This window comes from Cellulosilyticum lentocellum DSM 5427 (assembly GCF_000178835.2).
GTDB lineage: Bacteria > Bacillota > Clostridia > Lachnospirales > Cellulosilyticaceae > Cellulosilyticum > Cellulosilyticum lentocellum.
In genome coordinates this window covers 2,712,864-2,730,208 of sequence record NC_015275.1, presented here as the reverse complement: position 1 = coordinate 2,730,208, position 17,345 = coordinate 2,712,864, and the positions used below count along the sequence as shown (strand labels likewise).

Sequence of the window (17,345 nt, the reverse complement as noted above, 5' to 3'; positions counted from 1 at the left end):
TGAGATGGGAGATGATTAAAGGGTGTGTGACAGGGGCATCTCATATCATAAAACAGATGCCTTGCCAAGATGCCATTAAAACTAACTTTTTTTCACCTAACAGCTTTGTTTGTGCTATAGCAGATGGACATGGGAGTAGTGCCTGTCCTTATAGTGATGAAGGGGCTGAAATAGCAGTATCAGTAGCCCTTGCCGTTATAGAAATACTTATATGGCAAAATGATGAAGCTTCCTTATACAGTTTATTACAAAGTATTAAGGAAGTACAATTACCTAGGGCAATTGAGAAAGAGTGGAAAGAACAAATACAGTATCATCACCAACAGAAAGAAAGAGGGGATTATCCTAAAGCAGAACAAATGTGGAAGCTTTATGGTAGTACCCTTATTATTTTATGGGTGATGCCAGACTTTGTTTTTGCTTTGCAGATAGGAGATGGAGATTTATTACAAGTAGATGCAAAAGGTGAAACGAAACGTCTTATTCTAGCAGAGCAGCAATATGGAACAGAAACTTATTCTTTGTGTCAGAAAGAATGCTGGCGTTATTTTAAACACAAACTAATTCCTATTGCTACTCATCAATCACCTTGTTTGTTTCTAATGAGTACAGATGGGTATGCCAATAGTTTTACTAGTGAAAAGGATTTCTTAAGGATTGGAAAAGATTATTTAGAACTACTGAAACATTATGATAGTACTTTGTTAGAGGAACAACTGCCGGTTTGGTTAAATGAAGCATCAAGTAAGGGAAGTGGGGATGATATTACTTTAGCTGTTATTTATCAAAATCCTATGAGGGGGAAGGAGCATGCAAAAACAAATCATTAATCAATTATTAATATTAAAAAAAACTTATGGAGAAGAGCTTTTTAATCAGCCTAAAAGGCTATTAGCTTTTATAAAAGATTACTTTCCTTTTGAAAAAACGCAGCATTATCTTTTAGCACAAAGCATGGCATTTGATATTTATAAGCGCTTAAGTCAGTGTGATACGAAGCAGTATTTATTAGAAAGACATGAATGTATTCGCATCCTTCATGAAGAGGGAATGATGGATCGTTCTCTAGCAGAAGCGGCAGTAGAGTTGTGGATGGGTTTTATTAAAAAGGAAAAGGGTAATGATACAGTTTTTAGTCAAGATAAATTATTAGGTGAAAAGTTAGGTGAAGCAGCAAGTATCATTAACACGCATGAAGAACCACATTTGTCTGATAGTTTAAGTACCATTTTACACAAAGCACACAGTTACTATAATGGAGAAGGGGTACAAAGAAATAGTAAGGAAGCCGTTAAATGGTATGAGAAAGCTGCAGCTATGGGGCATGTAGAAGCGATGTTAGTTCTAGGAAATATTTATTATATGGGACAAGGCATTTTAAAAGATGATGAAACAGCTTTTAAATGGTATACCAAGGCAGCTGATTTAGGAAGTGCAGCAGCCATGAATTATATGGGAAATATGTATTATGAAGGTAAAGGTATAGAAAAAAATTTAGAAAAGGCTATTCTTTTTTATGAAAAAGCAGCTTGTCAGGGGCATTATACAGCCATGTTTAATATGGGGTATATTTACTATGAAGCGCATATGAAGGGATGGGATGAACCCTTTGAAGTTTATTTAAAAGCAGCATTTGAAGGTGACATAGAAGCCATTAACCATGTAGCTTATAGCTATCACACAGGAAGTGATACAGAGCAAAATTATGAAGAAGCCTTCAAATGGTATCAAATAGCAGCTGCTAAAGATCAACCCTCAGCTATGATTTGGTTAGCTTATTTATATCTGAATGGGCAAGGTGCCCCAAAAGACTACCTTAAGGCCTCGTATTGGTGTGAAAAAGCAATAAAAATGTATGAATAGTTTATAAAATATTGATTTTTATTAAGGATGAGTTTATACTTACTTTATTAATTTATTACTTTATCATAGTAAAGTGAGGGGAAGCAATGAAGAATTATGCACTGCATATACCAGAAGGTGTAAAGGATTATACAGGAGAAGAAGCAGCTTTAAAAGGGAAAATTCAAGATCAAGTCAAAAAGGTTTTTGAAGGTTATAGTTACCATTGGGTAGAAACACCTACCTTTGAATACTTAAATGTTTTTACAACCGAAAAAGCAGGGTTTCAATCTCCTAGTCTTTATAAATTTGTAAATAGACAAGGTGAAATGTTGGCACTTCGTAGTGATATGACCAGGGCTATAGCAAGAGTCATTGGGATGCAAAAAGCAGAAAGTATGATGCCAAAGCGATATGCTTACATGACCAATAGTTTTAGATATCCCGAACGCTATCAAGGAAAGCTTCATGAGTTTACACAAGCAGGGGTAGAACTGATTGGCAAAAATAGTATAGAAGCGGATGCAGAAGTCATTAAGTTAGCCATTACTGCTTTAAAGAAAGTAGGTGTAACAGACTTTACTGTTCACATTGGTAGTAGTCAATTTTTAAAATGTACTTTAAGTGATTTAGGTTTAGGAGAAGAAGCAGTTGAAAAGGTTTATGAAGCTATCGATCAAAAGAATGCTGTACTACTTAAAGATGTCTTGCAGGAGGCTATTAAAGATGAAGAAACATTAGCTTTATTATTGGAGCTTATTGAGTGTGCAGGTCATATTGACTTACTTCGTAGTGTAAAGAAAAAAATGAATAGCCCTCAAGCAGTCAAAGCTTTAGATGAAATGGAGCAGCTCTATGAACTGCTAGAGGATTACGGTGTAAGTGAATCTATTTTATTTAATTTCAGCTTATTATCTTATGGTAATTATTATACTGGTATGATGTTTCAAGTTTTCACACCTTATATTGGAACAGCTATTGTAGAAGGTGGACGTTATGACCATCTGCTTGAAGAGTTTGGAAAAGGTTTGCCAGCGGTAGGGTTTGGTATGCATATGAACGCTATTTTGCAGCGCCTGATTAAGCAAAAACCTCTTACACCACTATATAGTAAATGTACGTTAGTAGTAGCTAATAAACAAACAAGAAAGATTTGTTATGAAGTCAGTGATCATCATCGTGAAAGTGGCATGGTGATAGAAAATAGTTTTACAGATAACATTGAAGAAGCAAAGGCTTATGCTAAAGCAGTTGGTATGGGCGGCATACTTCATTACAAAGATTACAATAAAGTAGATGTGTACAACTTAGCAGAAGGCACTGTTCAGGAAGCGACTATTAACGAACTCTATAGAGTGGGGAATGAGAGGGGGTAATCACATGAATCAAATTACTTTTGCCCTTGCAAAAGGGAGATTAGCAGAAAAAGCAATGGATGTATTAAAGGAATTAGGTATTAGCTGCAAAGAAATGGAAGAAGAAAGCCGCAAACTTTTATTTACAAGTGATGATGGTCAGTATCGTTTCTTTTTATCCAAGGCATCTGATGTACCTACTTATGTAGATTATGGTGTAGCAGATATAGGCATTGTAGGAAAAGACACCATTTTAGAAGAAAACAGAGCTGTTTATGAAGTGATTGATTTAGGCTTTGGGGCTTGTAAAATGGCAGTAGCAGGTAAGCCAGAGAAAAAAGCACTTCTAGAAAGTGGTGGTCTCATTCGTGTTGCCACAAAGTATCCTTCTATTGCTAAGCGCTATTTTGAAAAAACTAATAGGCCAGTAGAAATTATTAAACTTCATGGCTCAGTAGAACTAGGACCAATTGTAGGTTTATCAGATGTGATTGTTGATATTGTAGAGAGTGGTAAAACTTTGGTAGAGAATGGCTTAGTTGTATTAGAAGATATCGAACCTTTATCAGCACGCTGTATTGTCAATACGGCTAGTTTAAAAGTAAAGCATAGTGAGATAAGGCGTCTATTAAATGATATTGAAAAGAAAATGGAGGAGCGCAAATGATTCAAATCATAGAAACCATAGAAGCAAAAGAAGCTTTTTTGAAGAAACTTGAAGTAAGAGGCAATATGGATACAGGGGAATATGCTTTAGCTGCTAAAAAAATAGTAGATCGTGTACGTAGTGAAAAAGATGCTGCTCTTTTCGAATATACAGCCATGTGGGACTGCCCAGAGATTCATGCAGGTAATGTCAAGGTAAGTGTAGAAGATATGAAAGCTGCTTATGATACCTTAGAACCTGAGCTTCAAGAAGCCATTACACTTTCAGCAGCGCGTATTGAAAGCTTCCATCAAAAGCAAAAACAAAACACATGGATTGATGTGAAAGAAAATGGTGAAATATTAGGCCAACGCGTCACACCTCTAGAAAAAGTAGGCGTATATGTACCAGGAGGCAAGGCAGCTTATCCTTCTTCTGTATTAATGAATGTGATTCCTGCAAAGGTAGCTGGCGTAGAGCGTATTGTGATGGTAACACCAGCTTCTAAGGATGGTCAGTTAACTAAGGAAGTGTTAGCAGCTGCTTATATTGCAGGGGTGACAGAAGTTTATAAAATTGGAGGGGCACAAGCCATAGCCGCCCTCGCTTTTGGAACTGAGACGATTCCAAAGGTGGACAAAATAGTAGGGCCAGGCAATATTTATGTGACTTTAGCTAAAAGAGAAGTATTTGGTTATGTGAATATTGATTCGATCGCAGGACCGAGTGAAATTTTAATCGTGGCTGATGAAAGTGCTAACCCTACCTTCGTAGCAGCAGACTTATTATCACAAGCAGAGCATGATCAGCTAGCTTCAGCAGTGCTTATTACAACTAGCAAAGCATTAGCAGAAAAAGTACAAAAAGAAGTGGCACGCTTTTATGAAATCATGCCACGCCAAGAGATTTTAAGTGCTTCTTTAGCAAACTATTGTGCCATTGTGATTGAGCCTAGTATGGAAAGTGCCTGTGAACTTGCCAATGCCATTGCACCAGAACACCTAGAACTAGCAGTAACGGCACCTTTTGAAGTTTTAACACGTATTAAAAATGCAGGGGCTATTTTCTTAGGCCATTATACACCAGAACCAGTAGGTGACTATATGGCAGGTCCTAATCATGTTTTACCTACTAATGGTACTGCTAGATTTTTCTCACCTTTAGGGGTAGATGATTTTATTAAAAAAAGCAGTATTTTATCTTTTACAAAAGAAGCCTTAATGCCGATCGGAAAATCAATTGTACGTTTTGCAGAAAGTGAAAGATTATTTGCTCATGCATTATCAGTTCAAGTTCGTTTAGATGAGGAAGTGAAATAATGGTTAAATTTTTAAGAGAACGTTTTGCTACTATGGCACCTTATCATTCAGCTTATTTGACAGAAGGGGTTATTTTGAATTCTAATGAAAGTCCTTATAGCGTACCAGAAGAGTTAGTGGCTTATATGAAAGAACGTGTAGGGGATTTATTAGTGAATCGTTACCCCGATACAGATAGCTTAGAATTAGCAAATGCAGTGGCAAAAGTCTATGATGTAAAGATAGAAAATGTGGTATGTGGTGTAGGGTCAGATGAACTCATTGACTGTATATTAGGGAGTACTTTAGAAGATGGTGACAAGGTATTGATGCCTTATCCCTCCTTTAGTATGTATAGTCAGTTTACTCAGCTCAATAGTGGACAAATGATTAAAGTACCTTTGAAATCAGATTTTACATATGATGTGACGGCTATTAAAGAAGTGGTATGCAAGGAGCAGCCTAAAGTCATTTTTCTTTGCAATCCTAACAATCCAACGGGCTGTATTTTTACTAGAGATGAAATAAGAAGTATTTTAGAAGTAGCAAAAGGGCTTGTAGTGGTAGATGAAGCTTATGCCGAGTTTAGTGAAAAAGAAATTTCGATGATTCCTTATGTGAATGATTATGACAATCTTATCGTTTTAAAAACCTTTTCTAAAGCTTATGCCTTAGCTGGGGCCAGAGTGGGGTATGGCATTGCTTGTGAAGCTGTGATTAACCTGATTAACACAGTTAGACCACCTTATAATGTGAATATTTTCTCGCAAGCTATAGGAACATGGGCTATAGAGCACCGTGACATCTTTTTAGAAAATGCAAGGCGCATTGTAGATAATAGAAAGATGTTAGAACAAGGACTAAGGAATTTAGGGCTTAAGCCTTATCCATCAGAAGCTAACTTTGTATGGCTGACTTTACCAGAGAGTGTTTTTGAAGCCTTAGAAGAAAAACAGATTTATATTCGTAAGATGAAGATAGAGGACAGCATTTATTATCGTATTAATGCTGGAACACCAGAAGAAAATAATAAACTTTTAGAAGCGCTTAAAGTACTCGTATAATGATGGACGATGACTTAAAAGGAGACGATGAAGTACATTTTATTAATGACTTAACACGTAGATTGTTTATGATATTAAGCACATACGGGGGGAAATAATGGAGAATATCATCATACGTCAAATGCAAACTGATGAAATTGAAATGGTCCATAAGATTGGTAAAAGAGCTTTTACTGGGCTAGAAAGCTTATGGGTGCCAAAACCAAAACAGGCCTTAGTTGCTGTAAAAGATGGAAAAATTGCAGGTGCTATTTTGTACAAATTTATAAAAGCTGGTGGCAGAAAAATAGGCTATGTAGATTATGCTTTTGTAGACCGTGATTATCACAATAAAGGGATTGGAAATGTGCTTTATAAAGGTGCTGCCGAGTATTTATGGGAGCAGGGATGTGATGCACTGACTGCACTTGTGAAGGATGATAATGTAGGGTCTTGGGGATTATTTAAAAAAAATGGTTTTGCTAGAACAAGTTTTGTGAACCTTGCTAAGCAATTTGGTTTTTTAGGTGCACTAAAACAATATTTTACTACCCCATTTTGTTTTGCTATTGGTATGGATTATTATGTGGCAACAAAAAATCAGGAAAGTGTAGTTAGTACGCCTAATAGCATTAAACAGCTTTTAGCCTTTTTTTTAATCAATGCCTTGTTGTTTAGTGTTACCTCTCTACGTGGATTAAAATATGACATAACGATTTTGGTTGTCTATCTTATGCTATTGTTATTGACTACGACTACAGAATTTATAGGTACTAGATGCTCATCGGAGCGTCATTGGAAATTTAGGGTTACAAGTGGTGGGGCTTTAACTTGTGTTTTCGTTAATATTGGGTCACTGTTTCCGATGATTGGTAACTGGTATCCTGAGCGTTATGAAAAAACGAAAGCTTTTAGAAAAGCAATGGGAATGACTGCTTTGGTAAGCTGGATAGCTTTACTTATTCTAACAGCTTTCTTAGTTTTTAGTAGGAGTCAGGGTATGATTGCGTCTGTTACCAAGCAAGTAGGCGTCTATTTATTGATTTATCGTATGATTCCTATTTATCCGTTTGAGTCTTTCGGTAGTAAAAGAGTTTATGATTGGAATAAAGGGATTTATGTCGTGATGGCACTTGCTACATTAGTAGTGATTATTTGCTCTTCTATTTGAATATAAGAAAGCATCGACTTAATGCAAATCACCTAAATGGTACAGGATGTTAGCAAGTTCCTTGTGGTTTAAATAAGATTTTAGTAAAAGGAGGCAAAATATGAGAAGTGCCCAGATTAAAAGAGATACAGCAGAAACGAAGATTACGCTCAGCTTAAATATTGATGGAGAAGGAAAAACAGACATCCATACAGGGATTGGCTTCTTTGATCATATGCTTACTCACATTGGGAAGCATTCATTAAGTGATTTAAAGGTAAATGCTGTAGGAGACATCGAAATTGATTGTCATCATACAGTAGAAGATACAGGGATTGTACTAGGGCAGGCTTTTAAAGCAGCACTTGGCAATAAGGAAGGGATTAACCGTTATGGTCATGCCATTGTACCTATGGATGAAGCATTAGTACTTTGCGCCGTGGACCTTTCAGGAAGACCTTATGTGGATGTAGACACACCCTTTACCATTGATCGTTTAGGGGATTTTGATACAGAAATGGTAGAAGAGTTTTTTAGAGCAGTGGCTGTTCATGCAGGTATGAATCTGCACATTCAAGTCATAAGGGGTAAAAATAATCATCATATCATTGAAGGCATGTGCAAAGCCTTTGCTAAAGCCATGCTAGATGCCATGAGTTTTAATCCTCGTATTAAAGGAGTGCCTTCTACCAAAGGCATGTTGGAGGTATAGAATGACTATAGCAATTATTGATTATGGAATGGGTAACTTAAAGAGTGTTAAAAAGGCTTTTGCAGCCTTAGGTTTTAACGCAGAAATTACAGCTGATCCAGAAATGATTTTAAAAGCGGATAAGGTAGTCTTACCAGGGGTGGGAGCCTTTAGAGATGCAATTGCAGAATTAAATAGCAGTGGTTTAGCTGAGGCTACTAAAGAAGTGGTAAAAAGAGGGACTCCTTTACTGGGCATTTGCCTTGGTATGCAGCTTTTATTTGATAAAAGCTATGAATATGGAAGCTATGAAGGTCTTGGTCTATTACCAGGAGAGATCGTAAAAATGACAGTTGAAGAAATGATAGATGAAAAAGGAGGAAGCTTAAAAATTCCTCACATGGGTTGGAATAATCTAGAGCTTGTAAAAAAAGACCCCTTATTTACAGGTTTAGCACAAGGTAGTAGTGTTTACTTTGTTCATTCTTATTATTTAGAAACCTCTGTTGATGTAGTAAGTGCTTATACAACGTATGGTAAACACATAGCTGTAGCAGCACAAAAAGACAATATCTTTGCTACTCAGTTTCACCCAGAAAAAAGCGGCCTAGTAGGGCTTCAAATACTGAAGAATTTCGGAGGAATGGAAGCATGAAACTTTACCCAGCAATTGATTTAAAAGATGGCAATTGTGTCAGATTACTTCAAGGCGATTATAATGAAGTGACAATATACGGTAATAGCCCAGCTGAAATGGCGAAGAAATGGGAAAGTCTAGGGGGAGATTATTTACATATTGTCGACCTAGATGGGGCTAAAGAAGGAAAAGGCATTAACGAGCAAGCTGTTCGTGATATTGTAGCAGCAGTTAAGATTCCTATTGAATTAGGTGGGGGGATTCGCACCATAGAAGATATTAATTGCCAATTAGATAGAGGTGTAGATCGGGTTATTTTAGGAAGTGCTGCTATTAAAAATAAAGCACTTGTTAAAGAAGCTATTGAGACTTTTGGTCCTGACAAAATTGTAGTGGGGGTAGATGCCAAAGGTGGTAAAGTAGCGATTGAAGGCTGGTTAGAAGTAACGGATACCACTGCGCTCGGCTTTTGTAAGGAACTAGAGGCTATGGGTGTTAAAACAGTGATTTACACCGATATTGCAAAGGATGGTATGATGCAAGGCCCTAATGTGGAAGAAACAGCTAAGCTGGTTGAAGCAACCCATTTAGACATTATTGCTTCAGGTGGTGTATCGAGTATCGAAGATTTAGAAAAATTAGAGGCCATTCATGTGCATGGGGCTATTATTGGGAAGGCTTTATACATTGGAGCCATTGATTTAGAAGAAGCAGTAAGACGTTTTAAATAGGCAGCCATCTTTACTAAGTTATGGTGTTATAATTCAAACCTTAGTGCATGCTGATGAGACTTCTAGGTGAATCAAGATTTCCTATAGGCATAGTAAAAAGAGCCCAATGATCCGATAAATCATTAGGCCCTTTTTACTTGTTCCAGCTATTCGTTAGTAGCTTTTACATACGGATACCAATAGCCTACAAAAGGGCATAGGTGTAGCTCCTCAGTACACCCTGTACTTTAGAGGCTAAAGAGATCTGTTATAAAAGCTTAAACGAAGAGTGAGGAGCTCTTATCGTCTTAGCCGGTGCACCCTTGTGATAGGAAACTAAGGCTTTAAGACTCTGGTTTAAAACTTTATTTGGTAATGCTACGTATAAAAACATTTAAAACAACTTATAAGTGGCGCCTTCCTTGCAGCGCACCAGTGAACATCTTCCTTAAGTCCAGAGGTACCTATAACAATAGATTGAGACTTGGCTGACCCGGTCAGTTCCTCAGGTTGAAGCTGTGGTAATTATGCCGTGGGAAGTTATTTATTTTGTTTTTACACTTATATATATGTAGTCAAGCAGCCGAATCCCTAAAAGACACTAAAATATTTTGAAATTATTTTTAATTAACTTGACAATAGTATATAATATGATTGAGTAGTTCACATTTCTTTAGAGTTCAGAGGGTTTTATAAAGGTGAAGATATAGAGGGTTATTACATTATTAAAATAGAGGAGGAAGAAGAGATGCTAAGTAAACGTATTATTCCTTGCCTTGATGTAAAATCAGGAAGAGTGGTTAAAGGTGTTAACTTTGTCAATCTCATAGATGCAGGTGATCCAGTAAAGGTAGCCAAGGCCTATAGTGATGCAGGGGCAGATGAAGTTGTTTTTCTAGATATAACGGCTTCTTCTGATGAGAGAAATATTATTTTAGATGTAGTGGAAAGAACAGCTGAGGAAGTCTTTATTCCTCTGACAGTAGGTGGAGGTATTAGAAATTTAGAAGATATTCGTAATATTTTAAATGCTGGTGCTGATAAGATTTCTATGAATTCCGCAGCTATTAAGGACCCAGATTTAATTAATCAGGGAGCTGAACGTTTTGGTAATCAATGTATTGTAGTAGCCATTGATGCCAAAAGAGTAAATTGGGGTAGTGGCTTTGAGGTTTACATACATGGCGGTCGTATTCCAACTGGCATTGATGCTGTAGAATGGGCCAAAGAAGCAGAAAAAAGAGGGGCTGGAGAAATCCTTTTGACCAGTATGGATTGTGATGGCACTAAAGCAGGATATGATTTAGACTTAACAAGGGCTATTAGTGAAGCCGTAGGAATTCCTGTGATTGCTTCAGGTGGGGCAGGTACCATGGCGCATTTTCTAGAAGCTTTTGAGGAAGGAAAAGCAGATGCAGCTTTAGCTGCTTCGTTATTTCATTTTAAAGAATTAGAGATTAATGACTTAAAACACTATTTGCAGGAGAAAGGCATACCAGTGAGATTATAAGAAATGGTATGACTATTATGGGAGGTTGACATGAATAAAAAAGAACTTTTAAAAGCCGTTAAATATGATGAAAAAGGTTTAGTACCTGTGATTGCACAAGATTATCATTCCAAAAAGGTGAGAATGATGGCTTATATGAATGAAGAAGCTTTGCTTAAAACCCTAGAAACAGGGAAGGTACATTACTTTAGCCGTAGTCGTCAGGCACTTTGGTTAAAAGGAGAAACTTCTTCTCACTATCAGTACTTAAAACAAATCAGTGTTGATTGCGATGGAGATACCCTTTTACTTCAAATTGAGCAAGCAGGAGGGATTTCTTGTCATACAGGTAACTCAAGTTGCTTTTATAGAGAACTAACTGAAGAAGTGGTGGAAGCTGAGCGTGAAGCAGTTACCTTAGAAAGTGATGATTCTATGCTGGGAGAGCTTTATAGCACCATTATGCAGCGTAAAGAGCATCCCAAGGAAGGGTCTTATACCAACTACTTATTAGATAAAGGACTTAATAAAATCCTAAAAAAAGTGGGAGAAGAGTGCACAGAGGTCATTATTGCAGCAAAAGATGAAGATAATAAAGAACTCACTTTTGAAATTGCAGATTTAATGTACCATTTAACAGTTATGATGGCACAAAAAGGCTTAACTTGGGAAGAAGTTAGTGTAGAATTAGCTCAAAGAAAATAACAGGAAATAGGGTATGAAATGTATAGAAATTTCATACCCTATTTTTATGCAAAGAATAGTAAAAGTATGCTTATTGGAGCAGAAAGCAAGAAAATGACCTAAAGACGCAATGAATGAAGCTTAATGATAGGATTAATATATGGTATAATAAGGAAAACTAAGTGTAAACATAAGGAGAACATCATGAATAAGCCTAAAGTATGTATATTTTTTACAGGTGGAACGATTTCAATGACTGTAGATGAGGAAATAGGTGCGGCTATTCCTACCTTATCTGGAGAGCAAATTCTTTCCATGGTTTCCAATATTGATAAGTTAGCAGATATTGAGGTGGTGAATTTTAGTGAAATTCCAGGACCTCATATGACTTTTGATAAACTATTAGAACTGAAAAAGCTTATTACAGCTAAGCTAGATGAAGAAGATATTAGTGGTGTCATTGTGACTCATGGTACAGATAGCTTAGAAGAAACAGCTTACTTTTTAGATTTAACAATCCATCATGAAAAACCTATTGTCGTCGTAGGTGCCATGAGAAATAGCTCAGAACTGGGTTATGACGGCTCCAGTAATTTGGCCGCTGCTGTTTGTACAGCAGTTTCAGAAAAAGCACGTCATTTAGGGGTATTAGTTGTGCTTAATAACGAGGTTAATTCAGCAGCAGAGGTCACTAAAACCAATACGTTATCTCTCAACACCTTCCAATCACCTTATGGTCCACTTGGAATTATTGATACCAATGACCTTATTTTATATAGAGACTTAGCTTTTAGACAACACATTGATACAGACAGTGTGGAGAGAAGAGTTGATCTTATTAAAACCGTATTAGATATGGATGATCGCCTTGTGAGAAGTGCCGTGGATTTAGGTGCAGTAGGCATTGTAATAGAAGCTATGGGAAGAGGAAATGTACCTCTTAAAGTACTAGAAGGTATACGTTATGCCATTAGCAAAGGAGTCATCGTTGTTATTGTGTCGAGATGTCAGTCAGGGCGTGTGTTAGAAAGCTATGGCTACGAAGGTGGTGGCAAAGAACTCTCTGATATGGGTGTTATTATGGGAAGTGATATGAGGGGACAAAAAGCGAGGTTAAAGTTGATGTTGGCTTTAACAAAAACGCAAGATGTTACTTTAATTCGTGAATTATTTAAAGAGAAGAATTATATTCTTTCGTAATAGATAGGTTAATAGCAAAGTTATCTTAAAAGAGGCTATCATGCGGCATAAGTTCTATATTTTATAGGATTTATGCCGCATTATTTTTGGAGATGGCTCGAAATAAAATCGAATTTTGTATTTTATCAGCAAATAATATAGTGTTAAAATTTCAATAATGTATTAGTAATTTATTGAAAATGTTATATAATAAGAAATGATAAACATAGAGAATATATTATAAGTAGAGTTAAAGAACAAAAGGAGTAGTATATGAACAGAAAGCTAAATTTGGGGATAGATGTTGGATCAACAACTATCAAGCTTGTTTATTTAAATGAACAAGATGAAATAGTTTATTCTAAATATGAAAGGCACTTTTCGGATGTAAAAACCACATTAGAAAGGCTATTAAAAGAAAGTTTTATAGCCTTAGGTAGTGTACAGGTAAAGATTGTTAGTACAGGTTCAGGTGCTATGGAAATAGCTTCTCTTCTAAAACTCAAATTTGTACAGGAAGTTATTGCATGTACCAAAGCTGTAGAAACCTATATAGAAGATGTTAATGTAGCTATTGAATTAGGGGGTGAAGATGGAAAGATTACCTATTTTGAGAGTAGTTTAGAACAGCGTATGAATAGTAGTTGTGCTGGTGGTACAGGTGCTTTTATTGATCAAATGGCTACGCTTTTAGAAACAGATGCTATGGGGCTCAATGAAATGGCAAAATCCTATCATGTGATTTACCCAATAGCTGCAAGGTGTGGTGTTTTTGCGAAGACAGATGTTCAACCTCTTATCAACGAAGGCGTAGCCAAAGAAGATATTGCTACTTCTATTTTTCAAGCTGTTGTTAATCAAACCATTAGTGTTTTAGCTTGTGGAAAGCCTATTAAAGGGAAAGTGGCATTTTTAGGTGGGCCATTACACTTTTTATCAGAGCTTAGAAAACGTTTCGTTGAAACACTAAAACTCACAGAGGATGAAGTTGTTGTGCCTGAGAAACCAGAGCTTTTTGTAGCTATAGGTGCAGCTTTACTTGCTAATAAAGAAGAGGCTATAGATTTAGAAATGCTTATAAAAGACTTGCATCATATGAGTAGTGATACAGGAATCAGGCAAACGCTAGAGCCTCTTTTTAAATCAGAACAAGAGATTATAGCCTTTAGAGAGAGACACCAAAAGTGGCAAGTGAAAACAGGAGACCTTTCATCCTATAAAGGAGAAGCTTTTTTAGGAATAGATGCAGGCTCTACTACAACGAAGATAGCACTGATTGGGACAGATAATGAGCTTTTATATTCTTTTTATGGTAGTAATAAAGGAGACCCACTTAAATTAGTTAAAGAACAATTAATGGCTTTATACGATAGCTTACCAGAACAAGTACATATTGAGTCTTCCTGTGTGACAGGATATGGGGAGGCACTTATTCAAAATACTTTTAAAGTTACTCATGGAGAAGTAGAGACCATTGCCCATTATAGAGGTGCTAAAGCATTTTCTAATCAAGTTAGTTTCATCTTAGATATTGGCGGACAAGATATGAAGTGCATTAAGATTAGAGATGGTGTTGTACAATCTGTTATTTTAAACGAGGCTTGTTCTTCTGGCTGTGGCTCATTTATTGAAATGTTAAGTACTTCCTTAGGGATTAGTGTTGAAGATTTTAGTGAAAAAGCATTATTAGCGAACAAACCAGTAGATCTTGGTACACGTTGTACAGTATTTATGAATTCTAAAGTAAAAGAAGCGCAAAAAGAAGGCGCAGCAATTGGCGATATTTCGGCAGGCCTTTCTTATTCTGTTATTAAGAATGCTTTATATAAGGTAATTAAGTTACGTACAGCTGAAGATATACAAGGTGATGTGGTTGTACAAGGAGGGACATTCTATAATGAGGCCGTATTAAGAGCGATGGAATTAACCTTAGGACGTGAGGTTGTAAGGCCTGATATCTGTGGATTAATGGGCGCTTATGGTGCAGCACTTCTAGCAAAAGAAAGAAAGTCAGAAGCACCTCATCAGCTTTTAAATAAAGAAGCATTACTTCATTTAGAAATAAAGAAAACGCCTACACGCTGTAAAGGGTGTGAAAATAAATGTCTTCTTACAGTCAATACGTTAAATGATGGTAGAAAATTTATTTATGGTAATCGTTGCGAAAAACCATTAGGTCATGTAACAAGCAAAAAAGAGTTGCCTAATTTATTTAACTATAAATATGAGCGCTTATTTGCTTATGAGTCATTAAGTACGGAAATGGCAACAAGAGGAACTGTAGGTTTGCCACGTGTGCTTAATTTATATGAAAATTATCCATTTTGGTATACCTTCTTTACTAAGCTTGGGTTTAAAGTACAACTTTCATCTAGGTCAAGTAAAAAGATTTATGAAAAAGGAATCTCAACGATTCCATCAGAATCAGTTTGTTATCCTGGGAAATTAACTCATGGGCATATTGTAGACTTAATTGAGCAAGGGGTTTCATTTATCTTTTATCCTTGTATTCCCTATGAGAAAAAAGAAGACCAAACAGCAGATAACCATTATAACTGTCCAATAGTAACGTCTTATCCAGAAGTGATTAAAAATAATATGGATGAGTTAAAAGAAGCCAATGTATTATTCATGCATCCATTTTTAAACTTAGATTCACCTCAAGGTGTGCTTAGGCAAATGACTAAAGCTATGGAAAGTTTTGAGATTCCTAAAAAGGAAATGGCAGCAGCTATAAAAGCAGCTTATGATGAGCAAGAAGCTTTTAGAAAGGATATAGCTGATAAAGGTGATGAAACACTTGCTTTTATGAAGGAAAAAGGACTACAGGGAATAGTAGTAAGCGGGAGACCTTATCACTTAGACCCAGAAATTAATCATGGCCTTACAGAACTCATTACAGCAGAAGGATTAGTGGTTTTAACAGAGGATTCAGTAGCACATTTAGCTGAAATAGAGAGACCTATTCGTGTATTAGATCAATGGGCCTATCATAATCGCCTTTATAGAGCAGCGCATTTTGTATGTACTAGAGATGATTTAGAGCTTATGCAAGTGACTTCTTTCGGCTGTGGATTAGATGCAGTAACAGCTGATCAAGTTCAAGAAATTTTAGAGGGCTCAGGTAAAATCTATACACTTATTAAAATTGATGAAGGTGCTAATTTAGGAGCTATTAAAATTCGTATACGTTCTTTAAAAGCTGCAATTGCTGAACGTAAGAAGCTAGCAGAGAAGGTAGTCATCCCTGTTAGTGATGAAAGGATTATTTTTACTAAAGAAATGAGAAAAGACCATACTATTCTGGTACCACAAATGGCACCCATACAGTTTCAGTTTTTAGAAGCTGCTTTTAATAGTAGTGGGTATCAGGTTAAAGTATTAGAAAAAGTGTGCCCACAAGATGTAGAAGAGGGTCTTAAATATGTTAATAATGATGCCTGCTATCCTGCAATCATTGTTATTGGTCAGATGCTAAGAGCACTCAAAAGTGGTGCAGTAGACCCACATCATACTTCCCTTATTATTACGCAAACAGGTGGTGGATGTCGCGCTTCTAATTACATTAGTTTCTTAAGAAAGGCTTTAAAGGATAGTGGACTAAGCTATGTACCCGTTATTTCTTTGAGTGCACAAGGTTTAGAGGCTCATCCAGGTGTTAAATTGACCTTGGGACTTGCTAATAAAGCTGTTATGGGCATCTTATATGGCGATTTACTCATGCGTGTTTTATATCGCGTAAGGCCCTATGAAGCTGTACCAGGCTCTGCTAATGCCTTGTACGAAAAATGGTGTCGTATAGGAAAAGAAAATGTAGCTACAGGTAACCAGCAACACTTTAAGAAGAATGTTGAACAATTAATTCATGAATTTGATACATTGCCTTTGACGGATGTAAAGAAACCAAGAGTTGGTTTAGTAGGAGAGATTTTAGTTAAGTTCCATCCTTATGCTAATAATGAAGTGGTGGAAACCATCGAAGCAGAAGGTGGAGAAGCCGTCATGCCAGATCTTTTAGATTTCTTCTATTATTGTGCGTACAATAGTAAATTTAAATATCATGAACTGAGTAAGCCTATCCAGGGATTAATAGGGGCAGAGGCGCTTATGTACTATTTGGATCATAAGCGAAAACCTATAGTAAAAGCACTAGAGAAGAGTCAGCGATTTACCGCTCCCCATAGTATAGAACATTTAGCACAGATTGCTAGTAAAGTGATGTCTCTTGGACATCAAATGGGGGAAGGTTGGTTTTTAACAGGGGAAATTATTAGTTTAATAGAAGATGGTGCTAATAATGTGGTGTGTATGCAACCTTTTGGTTGCCTACCTAATCATGTAACAGGAAAAGGGATGGTAAAAGAACTGAGACGTGTTTATCCATTATCCAATGTGGTAACAGTAGATTATGATCCAGGAGCTTCTCATGTCAATCAACTTAATCGCATTAAGTTAATGATGGCAACTGCTTTTAAAAACCTTTCAAAAGTATAACTTACATAGAACAGACCTTGGATAACAGGTCTGTTTTTTGTATTTTTAATAAACTCCTCGCTCTTAGTCATATTATAAAACAAGCTTGTATATATATGATAATAAAGACTTGATGATGAGATAGGGA

The 17,345-nt window shown here is 36.4% G+C and carries 14 protein-coding genes; all 14 read left to right on the top strand.

The annotated features are described in order from the left end of the window. The first annotated feature begins 11 nt into the window (after positions 1-11). The 14 genes from CLOLE_RS12530 (at position 12) to CLOLE_RS12465 (ending at position 17,218) form a co-directional block, all read left to right on the top strand. Positions 12-830 carry a PP2C family serine/threonine-protein phosphatase gene (locus tag CLOLE_RS12530; RefSeq protein ID WP_013657492.1) on the top strand — a complete coding sequence of 273 codons (819 nt, stop codon included), beginning with the start codon at positions 12-14 and terminating at the stop codon, positions 828-830. After that, positions 811-1,863, top strand: coding sequence for a tetratricopeptide repeat protein (locus CLOLE_RS21905; RefSeq protein WP_013657491.1), 1,053 nt, complete (start codon positions 811-813; stop codon positions 1,861-1,863). Before CLOLE_RS12530 ends, CLOLE_RS21905 begins: the two co-directional genes overlap by 20 nt. An 86-nt stretch (positions 1,864-1,949) precedes the next feature. Then, a complete protein-coding gene (gene hisZ / locus CLOLE_RS12520; protein WP_013657490.1) occupies positions 1,950-3,218 on the top strand; it encodes an ATP phosphoribosyltransferase regulatory subunit in 1,269 nt (422 codons plus the stop codon). A 4-nt stretch (positions 3,219-3,222) separates the two neighbouring features. Next, on the top strand, positions 3,223-3,864 hold the full coding sequence (hisG, locus tag CLOLE_RS12515) for an ATP phosphoribosyltransferase (RefSeq protein WP_013657489.1): 642 nt from the start codon (positions 3,223-3,225) through the stop codon (positions 3,862-3,864). Next, positions 3,861-5,162 carry a histidinol dehydrogenase gene (gene hisD, locus CLOLE_RS12510; RefSeq protein ID WP_013657488.1) on the top strand — a complete coding sequence of 434 codons (1,302 nt, stop codon included), beginning with the start codon at positions 3,861-3,863 and terminating at the stop codon, positions 5,160-5,162. The genes hisG and hisD overlap by 4 nt, the downstream gene beginning before the upstream one ends. Beyond that, a complete protein-coding gene (hisC, locus tag CLOLE_RS12505) occupies positions 5,162-6,205 on the top strand; it encodes a histidinol-phosphate transaminase (protein ID WP_013657487.1) in 1,044 nt (347 codons plus the stop codon). Before hisD ends, hisC begins: the two co-directional genes overlap by 1 nt. A 97-nt stretch (positions 6,206-6,302) precedes the next feature. Continuing rightward, positions 6,303-7,355, top strand: a complete 1,053-nt coding sequence (locus CLOLE_RS12500; protein WP_013657485.1) for a GNAT family N-acetyltransferase — start codon at positions 6,303-6,305, stop codon at positions 7,353-7,355. Between the two features lie 100 nt (positions 7,356-7,455). Further along, entirely contained in the window at positions 7,456-8,046 is a 591-nt protein-coding gene (gene hisB, locus CLOLE_RS12495) for an imidazoleglycerol-phosphate dehydratase HisB (RefSeq protein ID WP_013657484.1), read from the top strand. A 1-nt stretch (position 8,047) separates the two neighbouring features. Further along, a complete protein-coding gene (gene hisH / locus CLOLE_RS12490; RefSeq protein WP_013657483.1) occupies positions 8,048-8,680 on the top strand; it encodes an imidazole glycerol phosphate synthase subunit HisH in 633 nt (210 codons plus the stop codon). Next, positions 8,677-9,393 carry a 1-(5-phosphoribosyl)-5-[(5-phosphoribosylamino)methylideneamino]imidazole-4-carboxamide isomerase gene (gene hisA / locus CLOLE_RS12485; RefSeq protein WP_013657482.1) on the top strand — a complete coding sequence of 239 codons (717 nt, stop codon included), beginning with the start codon at positions 8,677-8,679 and terminating at the stop codon, positions 9,391-9,393. The genes hisH and hisA overlap by 4 nt, the downstream gene beginning before the upstream one ends. A 727-nt stretch (positions 9,394-10,120) precedes the next feature. Next, positions 10,121-10,882, top strand: coding sequence for an imidazole glycerol phosphate synthase subunit HisF (hisF, locus tag CLOLE_RS12480; RefSeq protein ID WP_013657481.1), 762 nt, complete (start codon positions 10,121-10,123; stop codon positions 10,880-10,882). Between the two features lie 30 nt (positions 10,883-10,912). Continuing rightward, entirely contained in the window at positions 10,913-11,566 is a 654-nt protein-coding gene (gene hisIE, locus CLOLE_RS12475) for a bifunctional phosphoribosyl-AMP cyclohydrolase/phosphoribosyl-ATP diphosphatase HisIE (protein WP_013657480.1), read from the top strand. 183 nt (positions 11,567-11,749) lie between these two features. After that, a complete protein-coding gene (locus CLOLE_RS12470; RefSeq protein WP_013657479.1) occupies positions 11,750-12,745 on the top strand; it encodes an asparaginase in 996 nt (331 codons plus the stop codon). A gap of 252 nt (positions 12,746-12,997) precedes the next feature. Beyond that, a complete protein-coding gene (locus CLOLE_RS12465) occupies positions 12,998-17,218 on the top strand; it encodes a 2-hydroxyacyl-CoA dehydratase (RefSeq protein ID WP_013657478.1) in 4,221 nt (1,406 codons plus the stop codon). Positions 17,219-17,345 lie beyond the last annotated feature (127 nt).